Below are 17,126 nucleotides of genomic sequence, written 5' to 3'. Positions count from 1 at the left end.
AAGGACTTCATGGACCTCAACCGCGGCGCGATGGCGAAGGACCGCGACGGCAACCCGGTGTTCCTGGCGAAGAGCGCGTGGGAGGTCGGCTATATCGCCGATCGCTACGCCAAGGTCCGCTTCGCCGCGACGCGGGAGCGGTGAGCGTAAAGGACTTCATGGACCTCAACCGCGGCGCGATGGCGAAGGACCGCGACGGCAACCCGGTGTTCCTGGCGAAGAGCGCGTGGGAGGTCGGCTATATCGCCGATCGCTACGCCAAGGTCCGCTTCGCCGCGACGCGGGAGCGGTGAGCGCGGGTGTTCCACGTCAAGCCAGTGTCGGCGTGTAGGGCGGAGACGCTGCGCGCGCTCGCTGCCGTCGTCCTGAGCTCACCTCACGATCCACGCGCGCCGCATAGTCAAAGCGGGAGATGCTGGCGTTTGGTCACCTCATCTGGGCTGCCGATGTGCTCCGGCGAACGCCGGAGCCCAAGGCCACCAACGTTACCGCCGACGGCTCTGGGCTCCCGCGCGCGCGGGAGCACGGTTCGGCTTGGATGGATCAGCCTCTAGCGGAAGGGTGAGTCCTGAAACGGCTTCAGGATGACGCCGGTGGGAGGGCGGCAGTCGGGCGCCCTCGCCTGCGTCAGTCCTTCCAGCCCCAGTAGAGTTGCGCCGGCGGCACGTTCCACCATTCCATGTCATGGTCGATACGCGGGAAGTGCGGCGCGATGAAGTCGCGGACCTTGGGGCTGAACTGGTAGACGAGGAAGGCGCCGCCGGTGCGGATCACGCGCTGCGTCGCCGCCGCGATCGCAGGGCCGACGCCGTCGGGCAGCGTCGAGAAGGGGAGGCCGGAGAGGACATAGTCCGCCGCCTCGTGCCCGTGCTCGGCGACGATCGCCTCGACGTCCGCCGCCGAGCCGTGGACCGCGACGAAGCGCGGGTCGGTGATCGTGTGGTTGAGGTAGCGGATGAAGTCAGGGTTGGTGTCGATCGCGATCAGCGTCGCATCGGGCGCCATCTTCTCGAGGATCGGTCGGCAGAAGGTGCCGACGCCGGGACCGTATTCGATGAAGAGCTTGCAGTTCGTCCAATCCACCGGGCCGAGCATCTTGGCGATCAGCCGGTCCGAGGAGGGGATGATCGACCCCACCATCACGGGGTGCTTGAGGAACCCGGAGAAGAACATCTGCCAGGGACCGGGCACGCCGGCGGCTCTGCTGCGGCTGCGCCGCATGGCGTTGGTCGAACTAGGCATGTGGAAAGATGTCGCTCCCGAACCCTGCTGGTGACAGCCCTGTGTCACCACGATGACGAACGCCTTGCAAGCGCGGCGGTTGCCATAGCGGGGTTGCACGCCCGTCCCAAGCGCCTATTCGCCCGGCCGTTGGCGGCGTGAGGGCGGGCGAATGCGGGACGGCGGCGAGCGGGTGGGGCAGGTGATGGTGACGTTCGTCTCGCGCCGCAACGGCCGCGACGAGGCGGGCTATGCCGCCGCGGCCGAGCGGATGGACGCACTCGCCGCGGCACAGCCGGGCTATCGCGGGGTCGACAGCATGCGGAACGCGGACGGGCTGGGGATCACGCTGAGCTACTGGGCCGACGCGGCGAGCGCGCTCGCGTGGCGCGACCATCCGGAGCATGCCGCGACGCGCGAGCGGGGCCGCGAGCGGTGGTACGACGACTATGCCGTGACGGTGTCGACGGTGACGCGCGATTATCGGTGGAGGGCGGGCGACGTCTAAATCCTCCCGGCTTGCGGGGAGGGGGACCGCGCCCGCAGGGCGTGGTGGAGGAGGGCATCCGCAGGTGCTGCGCTGCGGGGAGAACCCCCTCCACCACCCGGCTTCCCCGGGCGGTCCCCCCTCCCCGTTCCGGGGAGGATCTCGACCTCAATCCGTCCCCTTCGGCCCGCGCGGGGTGAGCTGCCCGGGCATGATGAAGCCGAGCGGCTGGATCGCATTGGCGTCCTGCTTCAGCCGCGCCGCCATCTGCTCATAGTCGCGCTCCACCTCCGGCGTGACGCTGGCGCGGCTCTCCTCCAGCGCTCGGTCGAAATGCGCCGCGGTCACCTGGCGCGACTCGAGCGACTCGCGCAGCGCGATCAGGCCGGCGCGACGCACCACGTCCTCCAGGTCGGCGCCGGTGAAGCGCTCGGTGCGGCGCGCCACCGCGTCGAGATCGACGTCGCCGGCGAGCGGCATCTTCTGCGTCTGGATCGACAGGATGCGCCGCCGCCCGGCCTGGTCGGGCACGCCGACGTAGATCAGCTCGTCGAACCGTCCCGGGCGGAGCAGCGCCGGGTCGATCAGGTTGGGCCGGTTGGTCGCGCCGATCACCACCACCGACTGCAGCTCCTCGAGCCCGTCCATCTCGGCGAGGATGGTGTTGACCACGCGCTCGGTCACCTGCGGCTCGCCCAGCCCGCCGCCGCGCGCGGGGACGAGGCTGTCGAGCTCGTCGATGAAGATCACGCACGGCGCCACCTGACGCGCGCGCTGGAACAGGCGCGCGATCTGCTGTTCGCTCTCGCCGTACCATTTGCTCAGCAGGTCGCTCGACTTGGTGGCGATGAAGTTCGCCTCCGCCTCGCGCGCCACCGCCTTGGCGAGCAGGGTCTTGCCGGTGCCGGGCGGGCCGTAGAGCAGGAAGCCCTTTGCCGGGCGAATGCCGAGCCGGCGGAACGCGTCCGGATCCTTGAGCGGGAGCTCGACGCCCTCCTTGAGCCGCATCTGCGCGTCGTCGAGCCCGCCGACGTCGCTCCACTGCGTCGTCGGTGCCTGCACCATCACCTCGCGCATCGCCGAGGGCTGAACGCGCTTGATCGCGCCCATGAAGTCCTCGCGCGTCACCGCCAGCGTGTCGAGCACCTCGGGCGGGATGCTGCGATCCTCGAGGTTGAGCCGGGGCATGATCCGCCGCACCGCCTCGATCGCGGCCTCGCGGGTCAGCGCGGCGAGATCGGCGCCGACGAAGCCGAAGGTGGTGCGCGCCAGCTCGTCGAGGTCGACCTTGTCGCCCAGCGGCATGCCGCGCGTGTGGATGCCCAGGATCTCGCGCCGGCCACGCTCGTCGGGGACGCCGACGATGATCTCGCGGTCGAACCGGCCGGGACGGCGCAGCGCCTCGTCGATCGCCTCGGGCCGGTTGGTCGCGGCGATGATGACGACGTTGGCGCGCGCCTCCAGCCCGTCCATCAGCGTCAGCAGCTGCGCGACGACGCGCTTCTCCGCCTCGCCCGAGACCTGGCCGCGCTTGGGTGCGATCGAGTCGATCTCGTCGATGAAGACGATCGAGGGCGCGGCCTTGGTCGCCTCCTCGAACACGCTGCGCAGCCGCTGCTCCGACTCGCCATAGGCCGAACCCATGATCTCGGGACCGTTGATCAGGAAGAATTGCGCGTCCGACTCGTTCGCCACCGCGCGCGCCAGCCGCGTCTTGCCGGTGCCGGGCGGGCCGTGGAGCAGCACGCCCTTGGGCGGATCGACGCCGAGACGCTGGAACAGCTCGGGATAGCGCAGCGGCAGCTCGACCATCTCGCGCAGCTGGTCGATCGTCGCCGCCATGCCGCCGATGTCGTCATAGGTGACGTCGGCACGACGCGCCGCCTCGGGCTCCTCATATTCGGGGCGCAGCTCGATCTCGGTATTCTCGTCGATATGCACCACGCCCTTGGGGTTGGCGGAGACGACGGAGAGGCGGATCTCCTGCAGGGCGTAAGCGGGCGCGTTGATATAGCGCTCCATGCCCGGCGGCATGTTCGAGACGCGCTGGTGCCCCGCGGTGGCCACGACGTCGCCGGCACACAGCGGTCGGCCGAAGAAGGTGCGCTTCAGCGCGGTGGTCGAGCCTTGGAGCCGCAGGTTCTGTTGCGCGGGCGCGAAGACGACCCGGGTCGCCGCCTTGCTCTCGACGCGGCGCACCTCGACGAAGTCGCCAGAGCCCACGCCCGCGTTGGCGCGCTGGAGACCGTCGATGCGAATGATCTCGAGACCCTCATCCTCGGCATAGGGGCCGACCGCGCGGGCCGGGGTGGTCTTCTTGCCGACGATCTCGACGACGTCACCGTCGGTGAGTCCGAGCCCGGACAGCACCGCGCGCGGCAGGTGCGCGATGCCACGCCCGCTGTCCTCCGGCCGTGCGTTCGCCACCTGCAACTTGATCACTCGGGGTTCGGCGTCCGCCATGGTGCTGCCCTTCCTCGCTCGCGCGGTCGAGCGCAGGAGATAGGGCCAGGGTTCCGGATTGCGAGAGCACCGATCATCGCTACGGGTCTGACGCAGACGAAAAAAAAGGCCGCTCAACGAGGAGCGGCCTATGAAAGTTTTTAGGAGAGGATGCCTGAAAGGCCTGAACTAGATGCAGGTCAGGCCGTCATTGTGCAAGTGCGAATGATAGCGCTATAGTTGCAAAGAATGCATTTGGGTTCATCCGCACGCTTGCGCCGGCGCGTGCGGGGTTCATCATGCGGCGCGATACCGAACGTGGACCGACGATGCGCCGCCTACCACCCCTGACCGCGATCGAGGCGTTCGTCGCCGTCGCTCGCCTCGGCTCGATCAAGGCCGCGGCGCAGGAGCTGGCGCTGTCACCGCCCGCGCTCAGCCGGCGCATCCAGACGCTCGAGCGCTTCCTCACCCGACCGCTGTTCGACCGCCGCCACCAGGCGATGGTGCCCAACACCGACGGCGAGCGTCTGCTCGCCGCGATCGCGCCGGTGCTCGACGGTCTCTCCGACGCGATCGACTCGATGACCAGCGGCAACGAGGTGCTGCGGCTGCGCCTCGGCGTCCTGCCGCTCTACGCCTCGCAGCGTTTGTTCCCGCGGTTGGGCGAGCTGCGTGCAGCGCATCCGGAGCTCCATCTCGACATTGACACCGGCGGCAACGCGCTCGGCCGCCTGGGCGAGGGACTCGACGCGGTGATCGTCGTCGCGCGCGACATCGATCCGCTGCTCTACTCGGAGCGGCTCGACCGCAACATGGTCTATCCGATCGGCGCGCGCTCGCTACTCGACGGAGCGCGCCCGCTGCGCTCGCCCGAGCAGCTCGACGGCCACACCATCCTGCTTCACCGCGACATGCCCGACACCTATGCCGCCTGGGCGCAGGCCGCGGGCGTACCGGCGGTCGAGTCGGTGGCGATCGACTATTTCGACTCGGGGGCGCTGATCCTCGAGGCGGCGGCGCAGGGGCTCGGCATCGCCTTCATGCACGAGAATCACTTCCAAGACGCCAACGACCCGCGGCTGGTGCGGCTCTTCGACATCGATGTCACCAGCCCGTACAGCTATTGGTTCGCCTGTCGCCCGCGCGCGCTGCAGACCAAGCCGGTCCGATTGTTCCGCGACTGGCTGATCCGCACGCTGCGGCAGGAGTGAGGGACGCGCCCGCCTACGCACCGTCACCGCCCTCTCCGGCCGCCCAGCGTCGTCATCCGCGCGAAGGCAGGAGCCCAGACGCGCTACCGTCGCGATTTGGGCAGCGAGCTTGGTGCTTCTGGATTCCCGCCCTCGCGGGGATGACGGCGGTGGGTTGAGAGACGGCGCCGCCCCTGCGACGGGAAGCGCGGGGGCGTGCTACAGCCCGCCACGCCCAGGTGCGCGAGCTGCCGTCGTTACGCCGCCTTCATCGAGACGATCTTGCCCGGGCTCGCCGGCGGCTCGCCTTTGGGCAGCGCGTCGATCAGCTCCATGCCCTCGGTCACCTCGCCCCAGACGGTGTACTGGCCGTCGAGGAAGCGCGCGTCGTCGAAGCAGATGAAGAACTGCGAGTTGGCCGAGTTCGGGTCCATCGTCCGCGCCATCGAGCAGGTACCGCGCACGTGCGGCTCCTTGCTGAACTCCTGCTTGAGGTTGGGCTTGTCCGAGCCGTGCATGCCGGTGCCGGTCGGGTCGCCGCCCTGCGCCATGAAGCCCGGGATCACGCGGTGGAACACGACGCCGTCGTAGAAGCCAGCGTTGGCCAGCTCGGCGATGCGCGCGACATGGTCGGGCGCCAGGTCGGGGCGCAGCCGGATGGTGACGTCACCGCCCTCGAGCGTCATCGTCAGCGTGGAGTAAGTATCGGCCATGGAAGATCCTTTCGGTACGATGCGGGCGCGTTAGTGGCTGAGCGCGCGGCTGGCAAATGGTGCCAACGCGCGGTAGGGCGGTGCGGTCCGGCACGAACAGGAGGCGGCGGCGCATGAGCGAGAGCGAGCTGGCCGACCCGATCGAGGCCGCCGACGACCGGATGGACGAGGACGACCGGCTCAAGCCCGAGTTCGTCCGCGCCGTGATCGACGCGGTGCAGGACGGCGACGTCGCCGCGGCCCACGCCCTCGTCGAGCCGCTTCACCCCGCCGACATCGCCGACCTGTTCGAGCTCACCCCCGAGAACTGCCGCCGCGACCTCGCCGCCGCGATCGCCGACCTGGTCGACGCCGACGTCTTCGCCGAGATGAACGATTACGTCCGCGAGAGCCTGATCGACGCGCTGGATGCGCGCCAGGTGGCGGACATTGCCAGCGAGCTCGACACCGACGACGCGGTCGCGATCATCGAGGACATGGAGCCGGAGGACCAGCGCGAGGTCCTCCGCGCGATGGAGCCGGACGATCGCGCCGCGATCGAGGAGGCGCTGTCCTACCCCGAGGAATCCGCCGGCCGGCTGATGCAGCGCGACCTGATCGCGGTGCCGGAACATTGGACGGTGGGCGACGCGCTCGACTATCTGCGCCGCGACGACGGGCTCACCACCGACTTCTGGGAGATCTACGTCGTCGATCCGGCGCACCACCCGGTCGGCACCTGCATGCTGAGCTGGGTGCTGCGCGCGCCCCGCGCCGTCGCGATCGCCGACGTCATGCAGCGCGAGCAGACGCTGATTCCGGTCGACATGGACCAGGAGGAGGTGGCGCTACGCTTCCAGAAATACGCGCTGATCTCGGCCGCGGTGGTGGACGGCGCGGGACGGCTGGTCGGCATGATCACCGTCGACGACGTCGTCCATATCATCCAGCAGGAGGCCGGCGAGGACACGCTGCTGCTCTCCGGCGCGGGCGAGGGCGACATCAACGAGCCGATCCGGCTCACCGTGAAGACGCGGCTGACCTGGCTGGTGGTCAATCTCGCCACCGCGATGCTGGCGGCGTCGGTGGTGGGACTCTTCCAGGGCGCGATCGCGCGCTACGCCGTGCTGGCGGTGCTGATGCCGATCGTCTCGGGCATGGGTGGCAACGCCGGCACGCAGACGCTGGCGGTGGTGGTGCGCGCGATCGCGACCAACCAGCTGACCGACACCAACACCGCGCGCATGATCGTCCGCGAGCTGCGCATCGCCGCGGTCAACGGCGCGACGCTCGGCTGTCTCGTCGGGCTCGGCAGCTACATCGTCTACGGCGACGAGCAGCTGTCGCTGGTGATGGCGCTGGCGATGGTGATCAACAACCTGCTCGCGGGACTCGGCGGCGTGATGGTGCCGGTGACGCTGGACCGCTTCCGCGTCGACCCCGCGGTGTCGTCGGCCGTGTTCGTGACGACGCTGACCGACACGGGCGGCTTCCTCTCCTTCCTCGGCCTCGCCACCTTGTGGGGCCTGGGGGGCTGACCCACATCGGCGACAGAATGCCGCTCCATCTCACCAAGGTCGCGTTCGGCGCGGCGAGCGTCGACCTGCTCGCCGAGCGCCTCCGCGCGCGCGCCCTCGCCGGCCCCGTGTTCCTCACCACGCGCTACCTTCCCAAGCGCCACGAGGAAGTGGCGGGGCAGGGCTCGCTCTACTGGATCATCAAGCACCAATTGGTGGCGCGCTCGCCGATCCTGCACTTCGGCGAGGCCGAGGGCGGGCGGGTGGCGATCCATATCGACCCCGAGCTGCGGCTGGTGCTGGCCCTGCCGCGCCGCGCACACCAGGGCTGGCGCTACCTCGAGGCGGGCGACGCGCCGGTCGACCTCGGCGGCGCGGCGGGGGAGGGGATTGCGGCGCTGCCGCCCGCGCTCGCGGCCGAGCTGAGCATGCTCGCGCTGCTGTGACTCAGCGGCGCCGCTGGGCGAACAGCTGGTTGAGATAGGCGGCGAGCCGCACCCCGCCTTTCTCCAGCTGGAGTTCCATCCGCGGCGTGTTCTCGTAGACATAGGCGTAGGACAGCGCGTCCTGTCCCGCCGCGGGGTAGATCCGGTCGCGCAGCGCCGCGCTCTCGGCGATCCAGACGCGCGGGTCGGTCGCCGCCCAGTCTCGTGCCTCTGCCCGCGTGATCCGCGCGCCGAGCCAGGTCGACAGCTCGGTGAAGGAGAGCTGCTCGTCGTCGACCAACCCCGAATCCCACACCGTGTGGAGGTTGGTGGCGCGGCCGAAGAAGGTGACCTTGCGATCGTTGCCGCCCCTGTCGGTACCGTTGCCAGTGTGGAGCGGCTGGTGAAGGTCGCCGACGAGGTGGACGACGAAGCGCAGCGCCGCCTGCCGCTCGGCGAGTGGCGCGTGCCCGTCGCTCAGCGTCGCGCGGAAACGGGTGAGCGCGGTGACCGCGTCGCCCTCGGGCGGCGCACCGACCTCGGCGTAGCTCTTGCCGGTCGGGACGGTGACATAGTGCCACGGCGACGCCTGGCGCTGCCAGAAAGGCGACGGGTCGGACTTCATCGTGTCGGGCCAGTTCGCCGCCTCCGCCAGCGTCTCGACCCCGAGGATCGCCTTGACCGCCCGGCGCGCGCGCGGGGTAAGCCGCGCGTCGGCGACCTGCGCGACGACGCGATGTCCGGTCTTGCCCCAGGCGAGCGCGGGCGCGGGGAGGATGGCCGCGAGCGCGGCGAGAAGCGCGACGAGAACGCGCGAGGGGAGGGCGGGCATGAGCCGCCTCTGCCCATGGTTAAGCGCTTAGTAAATGCGCCTTCGCGTGCACGGACAGGAGGTTAGCTGGCGCTCGCCGAAACTCCTGTCCTCCTCGACGGCAGTGGGACGGGAGGGAACGACGGCCATCAGTTGGGCGACGACCCCGGCCCTTCCGCCGCCGAGACCGACCCGCGCGCCGGCGGAGCGTCCGAGCGCGCCACGGCGAGCGCGCGGTCGTACCAGTCCGACAGGTCGCGCTTCATCGCCGTCAGCGCCTCGGGATTGAGATAGGCCATGTGCCCGGAGGGGTAATAAGTGAAGCGCAGGTTCCCGCGCTGGCTCGGCTCGAGCATCATGTGGCCCAGGTCGTTCTCGGTGCCGAAGAAAGGCGTCGCCATGTCGTACCAGCCGTTCATCGACAGCACCTGGAGATAGGGGTTGGCGCGCATCGCCGCGGCGAGATCGACAGCGGTGTTGGGATTGTTCTGCGGCCCCGCCCCGCGCAGCGGAGACTCGTGCTTCCAGTTCCACGTCCAGCCCGCCGCGTCGCGCGCGGAGAGGCGGTAGGGCATGTCGGTCTTGTAGCCGAGCTGGTGGGTCACATAGTCGGTGAAGGTGGCGATGAACGCGCCCGAGATCGCGTCGGAGGAGACGTCGGTCTCGGGGCGCTCGCCCGCGGCGTCGCTGTCGGTGCCGATATAGCGCGAGTCGAAGCGGCCGACCGTCTGGCGCGTGCCGCGCAGCAGCTCCTTCTGGAAGCGCGGCAGGTCGATCCGCAGGTTGGCGCGGCGGATGAAGTCGGGCGAGAGACCGATCAGCTCGCTCATCCGCTGCGCCACCTGGTCGCGCTCGGCGTCCGAGATGTTCTGCCCCTTGGCGAGCGCCGACATGTACGGCCCGACCGCGAAGTCGCGCGCCTGCTGGACGATCGTGGCGACGTCGGCGGGTCGGTTCGCCAGTCGGTTATGGTACCAGGCGGTGGCGGCGTAGCTCGGCAGATAGTTGAGATAGACCTGGTCGAGACCGGGCTGGCGATAGCCGTAGTTCATGATCGAGCTGAGCAGCACCACGCCGTTGAGCGCCATGCCGCGATCCTGCAGCTGATAGGCCAGGGCACCCGAGCGCAGCGTGCCGTAGCTCTCGCCGAATATGAACTTGGGCGAGTTCCACCGGCCATATTTGGTGGCGTAGCGCAGGATCGCCTTGGCGAACGCGTCGGCGTCCTCGTCGACGCCGTAGAAGGCGCCCGGCTTCATATCGCCGAGCGGGCGCGAATAGCCCGCACCCACCGCGTCGAGGAAGACCATGTCGGTCTTGTCGAGCAGGGTGTAGGGATTGGGGCCGAAGTCATAGGGCGCTGGGCGGATGAACTCGGGGTTGCCGGTCTGCAGCCGCACCGGCGCGAACGAGCCCATGTGGAGCCAGAAGGTCGGGCTGCCCGGCCCGCCGTTGTAGAAGAAGGTGATCGGCCGCCGCGTGCCCGGCTTGGTGCCGTCCAGCGTATAGGCGGTAAAGAACATCGAGGCGGTCGGCTTGCCCTCCAGGTCGCGCAGCGTCAGCGTACCGGCGGTGGCGATATAGTCGAGCTTGCGGCCGCCGACCGTCACCGCTCCCTTCGATCGCTCCTCTCGCTCCTCGACCGGCGCGTTGGCATAGGCGCCCTCGACCGCCGCCTTCTGCGCCTCCGCGTTGGTCTTGGCGGGCTGCTTGGAGGTCGCCGCATCTTTCTCCTGCGCGGCGACGGGCAGGGCGACGGCGGCGAGCAGGGCGGTGGCGAGACCGAGGCGCATGATGTTCCCCCAATTTTTACGTGAGTGTCGCTGTCTAATCGGCGCAGGCCGGCAGGGGCAAGGTGCTGGACGAAGGTGATCGTCACGAGCGGTTTCACGGGCACCCTGGCGCTAACCTGATCGTGCATAATCTCCCGCGCACGCAGAGCCCAGCTGATGACGAGCTACGATAGCTTGTTCGGCGTTACTCCGGGGTGCCCACGTTCGCGGGAACACGAGGGCGGAGGTCGGGTGCGCCTCCTCAGTCGTCCTCGTCCTCGAACCCCGACAGCGCCAGCGCGCGCGCGCGGATCTGGCGCGTCATGCACCAGTGAACCAAGGCCTCCTCGCGCCCGTGGGTCACCCACACCTCCTTGGGCGCGATCTCGGTCAACGTCGCGGTCAGCTCGTCCCAGTCGGCGTGGTCGGAGAGGATCAGCGGGAGCTCGACGTTCTTCTGCCGCGCGCGCTGGCGCACGCGCATCCAGCCGCTCGCCATCGCGGTGATCGGGTCGGGCAGGCGACGCGCCCAGCGGTCGTTGAGCGCCGAGGGCGGGCACATCACGACGTGCCCGGCCATGTCCGCCTTCGCCGCCCCGGTGGCGGGACGCAACTCGCCGAGCCGCACGCCGAGCTCCTCGTAGAGGTCGCACAGCCGCTGGAGCGCACCGTGGAGATAGATCGGTGCGGCGTGCCCGCGCGCGCGCAACTCGGCGATCACGCGCTGCGCCTTGCCGAGCGCGTAGGCGCCGACGACGACACAGCGCTCGGGGTTGGCGTGGAGCCGCTCGAGCAATTTGTCGATCTCGTCGCCGGTGTCGGGGTGGCGGAAGACGGGCAGGCCGAAGGTCGCCTCGGTGACGAAGACGTCGCACGCCACCGGCTCGAAGGCCGCACAGGTCGGGTCGGCGCGACGCTTGTAATCGCCCGAGACGACGACCCGCTCGCCGCGATGGTCGAGCACGATCTGCGCCGAGCCGAGCACGTGGCCCGCTGGCACGAAGCCGACCTCGACCTCGCCCAGCCGGATCGTCTCGCCGTAGGCGACCGGCCGCCCGGTCTGCTGGCCGTAGCGCGCCGCCATGATCGCGAGCGTCTCGGGCGTGGCCCAGACCTCGCCGTGGCCGCCGCGCGCGTGGTCGGCGTGGCCGTGCGTGACGAGCGCGCGCGGCTCGGGCGTGGAGGGGTCGATCCAGGCGTCGGCCGGGCGCACGTAGATGCCATTGGGATGCGGCTCGAGCCAGTCGCCGAGCGCCGGTGCGCGGGTCGCCATGGCGGAACAACCGCGGCGGCGGATCGAAGTTCATCGCGGGGACGTTGGCGAGGACAAGAAACAGTGGACGGAGAGTGACATGGCGGGCGATGGCCTGTGGAGCTTCGTGGTGATCGCCGGGCCGATCATCCTGGTCGCGGCGCTGCTGTTCGCGATCCTGCGCAATCGCCGCAGCCGCCACGACGAGGCGCGCACCGAGGAGGCGACGCGCGCCCTGTACAAGGAACAGTCGGCCGAGGATCGCGCGCGCACGCCGTGACGCAGGCGATAGGGAACGCATCCTAGGTCGCGGATCGTCCGGGCGCCTTGCCGCAGCCCGTCGCGTCGCTACATCCCACCTACCTTGGCCGCGCTTCCCCCGCTCCTCACCGACTGGTTCGCTCATCGCGGCTGGAAGCCGCGTCGGCACCAGCTCGACATGCTCGACGAGGCGCGCGCCGGCCGCCACGCGCTGTTGATCGCCGCGACCGGCGCGGGCAAGACGCTGGCGGGCTTCCTGCCGACGTTGGCCGAGCTGATCGAGACGCCGACCGAGGGCCTCCACACGCTCTACGTCTCGCCGCTCAAGGCGCTGGCGGTCGACATCCAGCGCAATCTCGTCACGCCGATCGACGAGATGGGCGCCGACATCCGCGTCGAGACCCGCACCGGCGACACGCCGTCCGATCGCAAGGCGCGCCAGCGCGTCCGCCCGCCGCAGATCCTGCTGACCACGCCCGAGTCACTGTCGCTGCTGCTGAGCTATCCCGACAGCTTCACCATGTTCGCCGGGCTGCGCACGATCGTGGTCGACGAGGTGCATGCCTTCGCCACCGGCAAGCGCGGCGACCTGCTGTCGCTGTGCATGGCGCGGCTCCAGACGATCGCGCCGGCGTGCCGCCGCGTCGCGCTCTCCGCCACGGTCGCCGATCCCGACGGCTATCGCGCCTGGCTCGCCCCCGACGGCGACATCGACCAGGTCGCGCTGGTCGAGGGCGAGCCCGGCCCCGACCCCGACATCGCCATCCTGCTTCCCGAGGACCGCGTCCCCTGGGCGGGCCATTCCGGCCGATACGCCGCCGAGCAGGTGATGGCGGAGATCGAGACCCACCGCACCTCGATCGTCTTCTGCAACACCCGCAGCCTCGCCGAGCTGATCTTCCAGGACCTGTGGAAGGCCAACGCGATGCAGCTGCCGATCGGCATCCACCACGGCAGCCTCGAGAAGGAGGCGCGCCGCAAGGTCGAGGGAGCGATGGCGGCGGGGCGGCTGCGCGCTTTGGTGGCGACCGCCAGCCTCGACCTCGGCGTCGACTGGGGCGACGTCGACTGCGTGATCCAGATGGGCGCGCCCAAGGGCTCGTCGCGACTGCTGCAGCGGATCGGACGCAGCAACCACCGGCTCGACGTGCCGAGCGAGGCGATCGTCGTGCCCGGCAACCGCTTCGAGTATCTCGAGGCGCGCGCCGCGCTCGACGCGGTGGAGGCGGGCGAGCTCGACGCCGACGTGTTCCGCATGGGCGCACTCGACGTGCTGGCGCAGCACCTGATGGCCTGCGCCTGCGCCGCGCCGTTCCACCAGGAGACGATGCTCGCGGAAGTGCGCTCGGCGCTGCCGTACTCGGCGCTGACCGACGAGCTGTTCGAGCGCGTGCTCGGCTTCATCCGCGACGGCGGCTACTCGCTCAAGGCATACGACCGGTTCAAGCGGCTGACGCAGGACGCCGACGGGACGTGGCGCGTCAGCCATCCGCGTTTCGTCGCGCAGCACCGGCTCAACGCCGGAATCATCGTCGAGGCGACGATGCTCAAGGTCCGCTTCCGCAACGGCCGCGCGCTCGGCAAGGTGGAGGAAGGGTTCGCCGCGACGCTGAGCCACGGCGATACATTCTTCTTCGCCGGGCTGAGCCTGGAGGTCGAGAAGATCGACACCGAGGATCTGATCGTCCGCGCCACCAGCCGCCCGGCGCGGATCCCGACCTACGGCGGCAGCCGCATGCCGCTCTCCACCAATCTCGCCTCGCGCGTGCGGCGCTTCCTCGCCGAGCCGGGCGAGTGGCACCGCTTCCCCGCCGACGTGCGCGACTGGCTCGAGATCCAGTCGCGTCGCTCGACCCTGCCCGCGCCCGAGCAACTGCTCGTCGAGACCTTCCCGCGCGAGGGGCGCCACTACATGGTCGCCTACAGCTTCGAGGGGTGGAACGCGCATCAGTCGCTCGGCATGCTGGTGACCAAGAGGATGGAGACGCTGGGGCTCAAGCCGCTCGGCTTCGTCGCGAACGATTACGCGATCGCCTGCTACGGGCTGGAGAAGGTGACCGACCCGGCGGCGCTGTTCTCGGCGGATATCCTCGAGCATGAGTTCGTCGAGTGGGTCGAGCGCTCGCACCTGCTCAAGCGCGCCTTCCGTGAGGTGGCGGTGATCGGCGGACTGGTCGAGCGCCAGCATCCCGGCAAGCGCAAGACCGGGCGCCAGGTCACTTTCTCGACCGACCTGATCTACGACGTGCTGCGCCAGTATGAGCCCGGCCACGTGCTGCTCGAGGCGGCCTGGGCCGACGCGCGCGCGCGCATGACCGACGTCGGCCGGCTCGCCGACCTGCTCGACCGCGCCGCCGACACGATGGTCCACGTCGACCTGCCGCGCGTCACCCCGCTGGCGGTACCGGTGCTGACGCTGATCGGGCGCGAGAAGGTCGCGACGGGCAGCGCGGACGACTCGCTGCTGATCGAGGCCGAGGCGCTGGCGGCGGAGGCGATGCGGGTGGATTGAAGGGGGGGTGGGGCCAAACGTGGGCCGCTCTTCCCTTTTTTCCGTCATCCTGAACTCGTCTCAGGATCCACTCGTCTGCGCGCGCCACACGCTCCTGAGTATGCGGCACGGTGGATCCTGAGACGAGTTCAGGATGACGCTAGTGGGAGGGGGCGTTGCTTCGGTGCCGTGGAACCTCGGCGCTCTAGGTGCCTCACCGTAGCCACCCTGCACGGCCATCCGCCTCACCTCACATCGCGTTCCCGTCGGTATCCCGCAACACCTCGCGCCGGCCGACATGGTCGGGGCGGCTCACCACGCCCTCCTTCTCCATCCGCTCGATCAGCCGCGCCGCCGAGTTGTAGCCGATGCGCAGCTGGCGCTGGAGCCACGAGGTCGATGCCTTCTGGCTGCCGCACACGATCGCCACCGCGGCGCGATACTGCTGGTCCTCGGCCGAATCCTCGCCGGTCGGCGCGCCCTCCAGCGCGAAGCTCTCCGCCGGCTCCTCGGTGACCGACTCGATGTAATCGGGCTGGCCCTGCGCGCGCCAGTGATCCGTCACCGCGCGCACCTCGTCGTCGCTGACGAACGGGCCGTGGACGCGGACGATGCCCTTGCCGCCGGGCATGTAGAGCATGTCGCCGCGGCCGAGCAGCTGCTCGGCGCCCTGCTCGCCCAGGATCGTGCGCGAGTCGATCTTGCTGGTGACGTGGAAGGAGATGCGCGTCGGCAGATTGGCCTTGATCACGCCGGTGATGACGTCGACCGAGGGGCGTTGCGTCGCCATGATCAGGTGAATGCCCGCGGCGCGCGCCTTCTGCGCCAGCCGCTGGATCAGGAACTCCACCTCCTTGCCCGCGGTCATCATCAGGTCGGCGAGCTCGTCGACGATGACGACGATCTGCGGCAGCACGTCATAGTCGAGCTGCTCCTCCTCGTAGACCGGCTGGCCGTTCTCGCCGTAGCCGGTCTGCACCCGGCGACCGAGCGGCGCGCCCTTGACGCGCGCCGCGCGCACCTTCTCGTTGAACGAGGCGAGGCTGCGCACGCCCACCGACGACATCTGCCGGTAGCGGTCCTCCATCGTCTCGACCGCCCATTTGAGCGCGCGCACCGCCTTGGCCGGATCGGTGACCACGGGCGAGAGCAGGTGCGGGATGTCGTCGTACATGCTCAGCTCGAGCATCTTCGGGTCGATCATGATCATGCGGCACTGGTCCGGCGTCAGCCGGTACAGCAGCGACAGGATCATGCCGTTGAGCCCGACCGACTTGCCCGAGCCGGTCGTACCCGCGACCAGCAGGTGCGGCATCGGCGCGAGATCGGCGATGACGGGATCGCCGGCGATGTTCTTGCCGAGGATCACGGGGAGCTGCGCCGACTGATCCTCGAACGCCTGGCTCGCCACCAGCTCGTGCAGCGAGACCATCTCGCGCCGGGCATTGGGCAGCTCGATGCCGATCACGGTACGCCCCGGGATGGTCGCGACGCGCGCCGAGATCGCCGACATGTTGCGCGCGATGTCGTCCGCGAGCGAGATCACGCGCGTCGCCTTGATCCCCGGCGCGGGCTCGAGCTCGTACATCGTCACCACCGGGCCGGGGCGGACCTCGGTGATGTTGCCCTTGACGTTGAAGTCGTCGAGCACGGTCTCGAGCAGCCGCGCGTTGCGCTCCAGCGCGGCCTTGTCGACCGGGTTGTTCTGGTTGGCAGGCGACGGCGTGAGCAGGTCGAGCCCCGGCAGCGTGTAGCTGTCTCGAAGGTCGAGCCGCTGCTGCGGCTTGGGCGGCGCCGCCGAGGGAGCGAGCGCGCGCTCGCTGATGACCGGGGCGGGGCGATCGTTGGGCTCCGCCACCGCGCGCGGCGCGGGACGACGCGCGAGGGCCGGCGCCGCGGCGGTATCGAACGGGGGGTCCGCCACGTCGAACGCCTCGTCCGCGTCGCCGCGCGCGCGGCGCAGCCCGCCGCGCGGCGCGAGCCGGGCGAAGTCGATCTCGAGGCTGCGGCCCCACAGGAAAGCGCCACCGATCCCGCTCACCACGCCGAGCGCGACCACGCCCCACCAGCGTACCTGGGCGTCGCCGATCAGCCCGAGCGCCCAGCGCGTCGCACCGACCACGCCCAACCCGACCGCGCCGCCCCAGCCGAACGGCAGCGCGGGCACCGCGCCCGGTGCAGCGCAGCCGAGCGCCACCGCCATCAGCGCCACCGCCACCGCGGTGCCGCGCAGCATCCGCGGCCACGCGCCGGCGGGCTGCTCGCGCCACAGCCGCGCCGCCACCAGCGGCGGCACCGGCAGCAGCAGCGCCACCGCGGGGCCGAACAGGGTCAGCGCGAGATCGGCGAACCACGCGCCCGGCACGCCCAGCAGGTTGCCGACGTCTGCGCCCGCGGCGGTGTTGAAGGCGGCGTCGCTCGGGCGATAGCTGGCGAGCGCGAGCGCCATCGCCAGCGTCAGCGCGACCAACGCCACCGCGACGATCAGCGCGCCGCTGCGCAGCGCCCCCGCCTTCACCGTCTCGCGCCACAGCGGCGCGTCGGCCCTGCTCGCCATGCTCT

At 70.1% G+C, this 17,126-nt stretch carries 14 protein-coding genes; 7 read left to right on the top strand and 7 right to left on the bottom strand.

Annotated features, from left to right (window positions below; translation table 11 throughout):
* Nucleotides 1-140: 140 nt before the first annotated feature.
* Nucleotides 141-293, top strand: a complete 153-nt coding sequence (locus K7957_RS09760) for a hypothetical protein (protein WP_223011828.1) — start codon at nt 141-143, stop codon at nt 291-293.
* 334 nt (nt 294-627) lie between these two features.
* Here K7957_RS09760 and K7957_RS09755 read toward each other — a convergent pair whose 3' ends face one another.
* Nucleotides 628-1,242 carry a class I SAM-dependent methyltransferase gene (locus tag K7957_RS09755; protein WP_223011741.1) on the bottom strand — a complete coding sequence of 205 codons (615 nt, stop codon included), beginning with the start codon at nt 1,240-1,242 and terminating at the stop codon, nt 628-630.
* 151 nt (nt 1,243-1,393) lie between these two features.
* Here K7957_RS09755 and K7957_RS09750 point away from each other — a divergent pair, with 151 nt between their 5' ends.
* Nucleotides 1,394-1,729 carry an antibiotic biosynthesis monooxygenase family protein gene (locus K7957_RS09750; RefSeq protein ID WP_223011740.1) on the top strand — a complete coding sequence of 112 codons (336 nt, stop codon included), beginning with the start codon at nt 1,394-1,396 and terminating at the stop codon, nt 1,727-1,729.
* A 147-nt stretch (nt 1,730-1,876) separates the two neighbouring features.
* Here K7957_RS09750 and K7957_RS09745 read toward each other — a convergent pair whose 3' ends face one another.
* Entirely contained in the window at nt 1,877-4,171 is a 2,295-nt protein-coding gene (locus K7957_RS09745) for a CDC48 family AAA ATPase (RefSeq protein WP_223011739.1), read from the bottom strand.
* Between the two features lie 308 nt (nt 4,172-4,479).
* Here K7957_RS09745 and K7957_RS09740 point away from each other — a divergent pair, with 308 nt between their 5' ends.
* Nucleotides 4,480-5,364, top strand: a complete 885-nt coding sequence (locus K7957_RS09740; RefSeq protein WP_223011738.1) for a LysR substrate-binding domain-containing protein — start codon at nt 4,480-4,482, stop codon at nt 5,362-5,364.
* Between the two features lie 236 nt (nt 5,365-5,600).
* On the opposite strand, the gene K7957_RS09735 is transcribed toward K7957_RS09740, so the two are convergent.
* Entirely contained in the window at nt 5,601-6,056 is a 456-nt protein-coding gene (locus K7957_RS09735; RefSeq protein ID WP_223011737.1) for a peptidylprolyl isomerase, read from the bottom strand.
* Nucleotides 6,057-6,169: 113 nt separating this feature from the next.
* Here K7957_RS09735 and mgtE point away from each other — a divergent pair, with 113 nt between their 5' ends.
* Together mgtE and K7957_RS09725 are read left to right on the top strand one after the other, a co-directional pair.
* Nucleotides 6,170-7,573, top strand: a complete 1,404-nt coding sequence (mgtE, locus tag K7957_RS09730) for a magnesium transporter (protein ID WP_223011736.1) — start codon at nt 6,170-6,172, stop codon at nt 7,571-7,573.
* 17 nt (nt 7,574-7,590) lie between these two features.
* Nucleotides 7,591-7,998: a DUF1489 family protein gene (locus tag K7957_RS09725; RefSeq protein WP_223011735.1), complete on the top strand. Its 408-nt coding sequence runs from the start codon at nt 7,591-7,593 to the stop codon at nt 7,996-7,998.
* 1 nt (nt 7,999) lies between these two features.
* Here the strand turns inward: K7957_RS09725 and K7957_RS09720 are convergent, their stop codons facing one another.
* The 3 genes from K7957_RS09720 to K7957_RS09710 all read right to left on the bottom strand — a co-directional run bounded on the left by K7957_RS09720 (nt 8,000) and on the right by K7957_RS09710 (nt 11,833).
* Complete coding sequence (locus K7957_RS09720) at nt 8,000-8,809, bottom strand: S1/P1 nuclease (protein ID WP_223011734.1); 810 nt, start codon at nt 8,807-8,809, stop codon at nt 8,000-8,002.
* A 128-nt stretch (nt 8,810-8,937) separates the two neighbouring features.
* Nucleotides 8,938-10,581: a S10 family peptidase gene (locus K7957_RS09715; RefSeq protein ID WP_223011733.1), complete on the bottom strand. Its 1,644-nt coding sequence runs from the start codon at nt 10,579-10,581 to the stop codon at nt 8,938-8,940.
* A gap of 241 nt (nt 10,582-10,822) precedes the next feature.
* Nucleotides 10,823-11,833, bottom strand: coding sequence for a ligase-associated DNA damage response exonuclease (locus K7957_RS09710; RefSeq protein ID WP_223011732.1), 1,011 nt, complete (start codon nt 11,831-11,833; stop codon nt 10,823-10,825).
* Nucleotides 11,834-11,912: 79 nt separating this feature from the next.
* Between K7957_RS09710 and K7957_RS09705 the strand changes: the two genes are divergently transcribed.
* Together K7957_RS09705 and K7957_RS09700 are read left to right on the top strand one after the other, a co-directional pair.
* A complete protein-coding gene (locus tag K7957_RS09705) occupies nt 11,913-12,092 on the top strand; it encodes a hypothetical protein (RefSeq protein WP_223011731.1) in 180 nt (59 codons plus the stop codon).
* 84 nt (nt 12,093-12,176) lie between these two features.
* Complete coding sequence (locus K7957_RS09700) at nt 12,177-14,585, top strand: ligase-associated DNA damage response DEXH box helicase (protein WP_223011730.1); 2,409 nt, start codon at nt 12,177-12,179, stop codon at nt 14,583-14,585.
* Between the two features lie 229 nt (nt 14,586-14,814).
* On the opposite strand, the gene K7957_RS09695 is transcribed toward K7957_RS09700, so the two are convergent.
* A complete protein-coding gene (locus K7957_RS09695; protein WP_223011729.1) occupies nt 14,815-17,121 on the bottom strand; it encodes an FtsK/SpoIIIE family DNA translocase in 2,307 nt (768 codons plus the stop codon).
* Nucleotides 17,122-17,126: the final 5 nt, after the last annotated feature.

The sequence above is a fragment of the Sphingomonas yunnanensis genome (genome assembly GCF_019898765.1).
In the GTDB taxonomy this organism is placed as follows: domain Bacteria; phylum Pseudomonadota; class Alphaproteobacteria; order Sphingomonadales; family Sphingomonadaceae; genus Sphingomonas; species Sphingomonas yunnanensis.
This window is presented reverse-complemented; position numbering and strand designations above follow the sequence as displayed.

Excerpts from the sequence above, each read along its gene's own strand:
- K7957_RS09705 (WP_223011731.1), top strand. The coding sequence starts at position 11,913 with ATGGCGGGCGATGGCCTGTGGAGCTTCGTGGTGATCGCCGGGCCGATC.
- K7957_RS09725 (WP_223011735.1), top strand. The coding sequence starts at position 7,591 with ATGCCGCTCCATCTCACCAAGGTCGCGTTCGGCGCGGCGAGCGTCGAC.
- K7957_RS09735 (WP_223011737.1), bottom strand. The coding sequence starts at position 6,056 with ATGGCCGATACTTACTCCACGCTGACGATGACGCTCGAGGGCGGTGAC.
- mgtE (WP_223011736.1), top strand. The coding sequence starts at position 6,170 with ATGAGCGAGAGCGAGCTGGCCGACCCGATCGAGGCCGCCGACGACCGG.
- K7957_RS09710 (WP_223011732.1), bottom strand. The coding sequence starts at position 11,833 with ATGGCGACCCGCGCACCGGCGCTCGGCGACTGGCTCGAGCCGCATCCC.
- K7957_RS09695 (WP_223011729.1), bottom strand. The coding sequence starts at position 17,121 with ATGGCGAGCAGGGCCGACGCGCCGCTGTGGCGCGAGACGGTGAAGGCG.
- K7957_RS09740 (WP_223011738.1), top strand. The coding sequence starts at position 4,480 with ATGCGCCGCCTACCACCCCTGACCGCGATCGAGGCGTTCGTCGCCGTC.
- K7957_RS09755 (WP_223011741.1), bottom strand. The coding sequence starts at position 1,242 with ATGCCTAGTTCGACCAACGCCATGCGGCGCAGCCGCAGCAGAGCCGCC.
- K7957_RS09745 (WP_223011739.1), bottom strand. The coding sequence starts at position 4,171 with ATGGCGGACGCCGAACCCCGAGTGATCAAGTTGCAGGTGGCGAACGCA.
- K7957_RS09750 (WP_223011740.1), top strand. The coding sequence starts at position 1,394 with ATGCGGGACGGCGGCGAGCGGGTGGGGCAGGTGATGGTGACGTTCGTC.
- K7957_RS09715 (WP_223011733.1), bottom strand. The coding sequence starts at position 10,581 with ATGCGCCTCGGTCTCGCCACCGCCCTGCTCGCCGCCGTCGCCCTGCCC.
- K7957_RS09720 (WP_223011734.1), bottom strand. The coding sequence starts at position 8,809 with ATGCCCGCCCTCCCCTCGCGCGTTCTCGTCGCGCTTCTCGCCGCGCTC.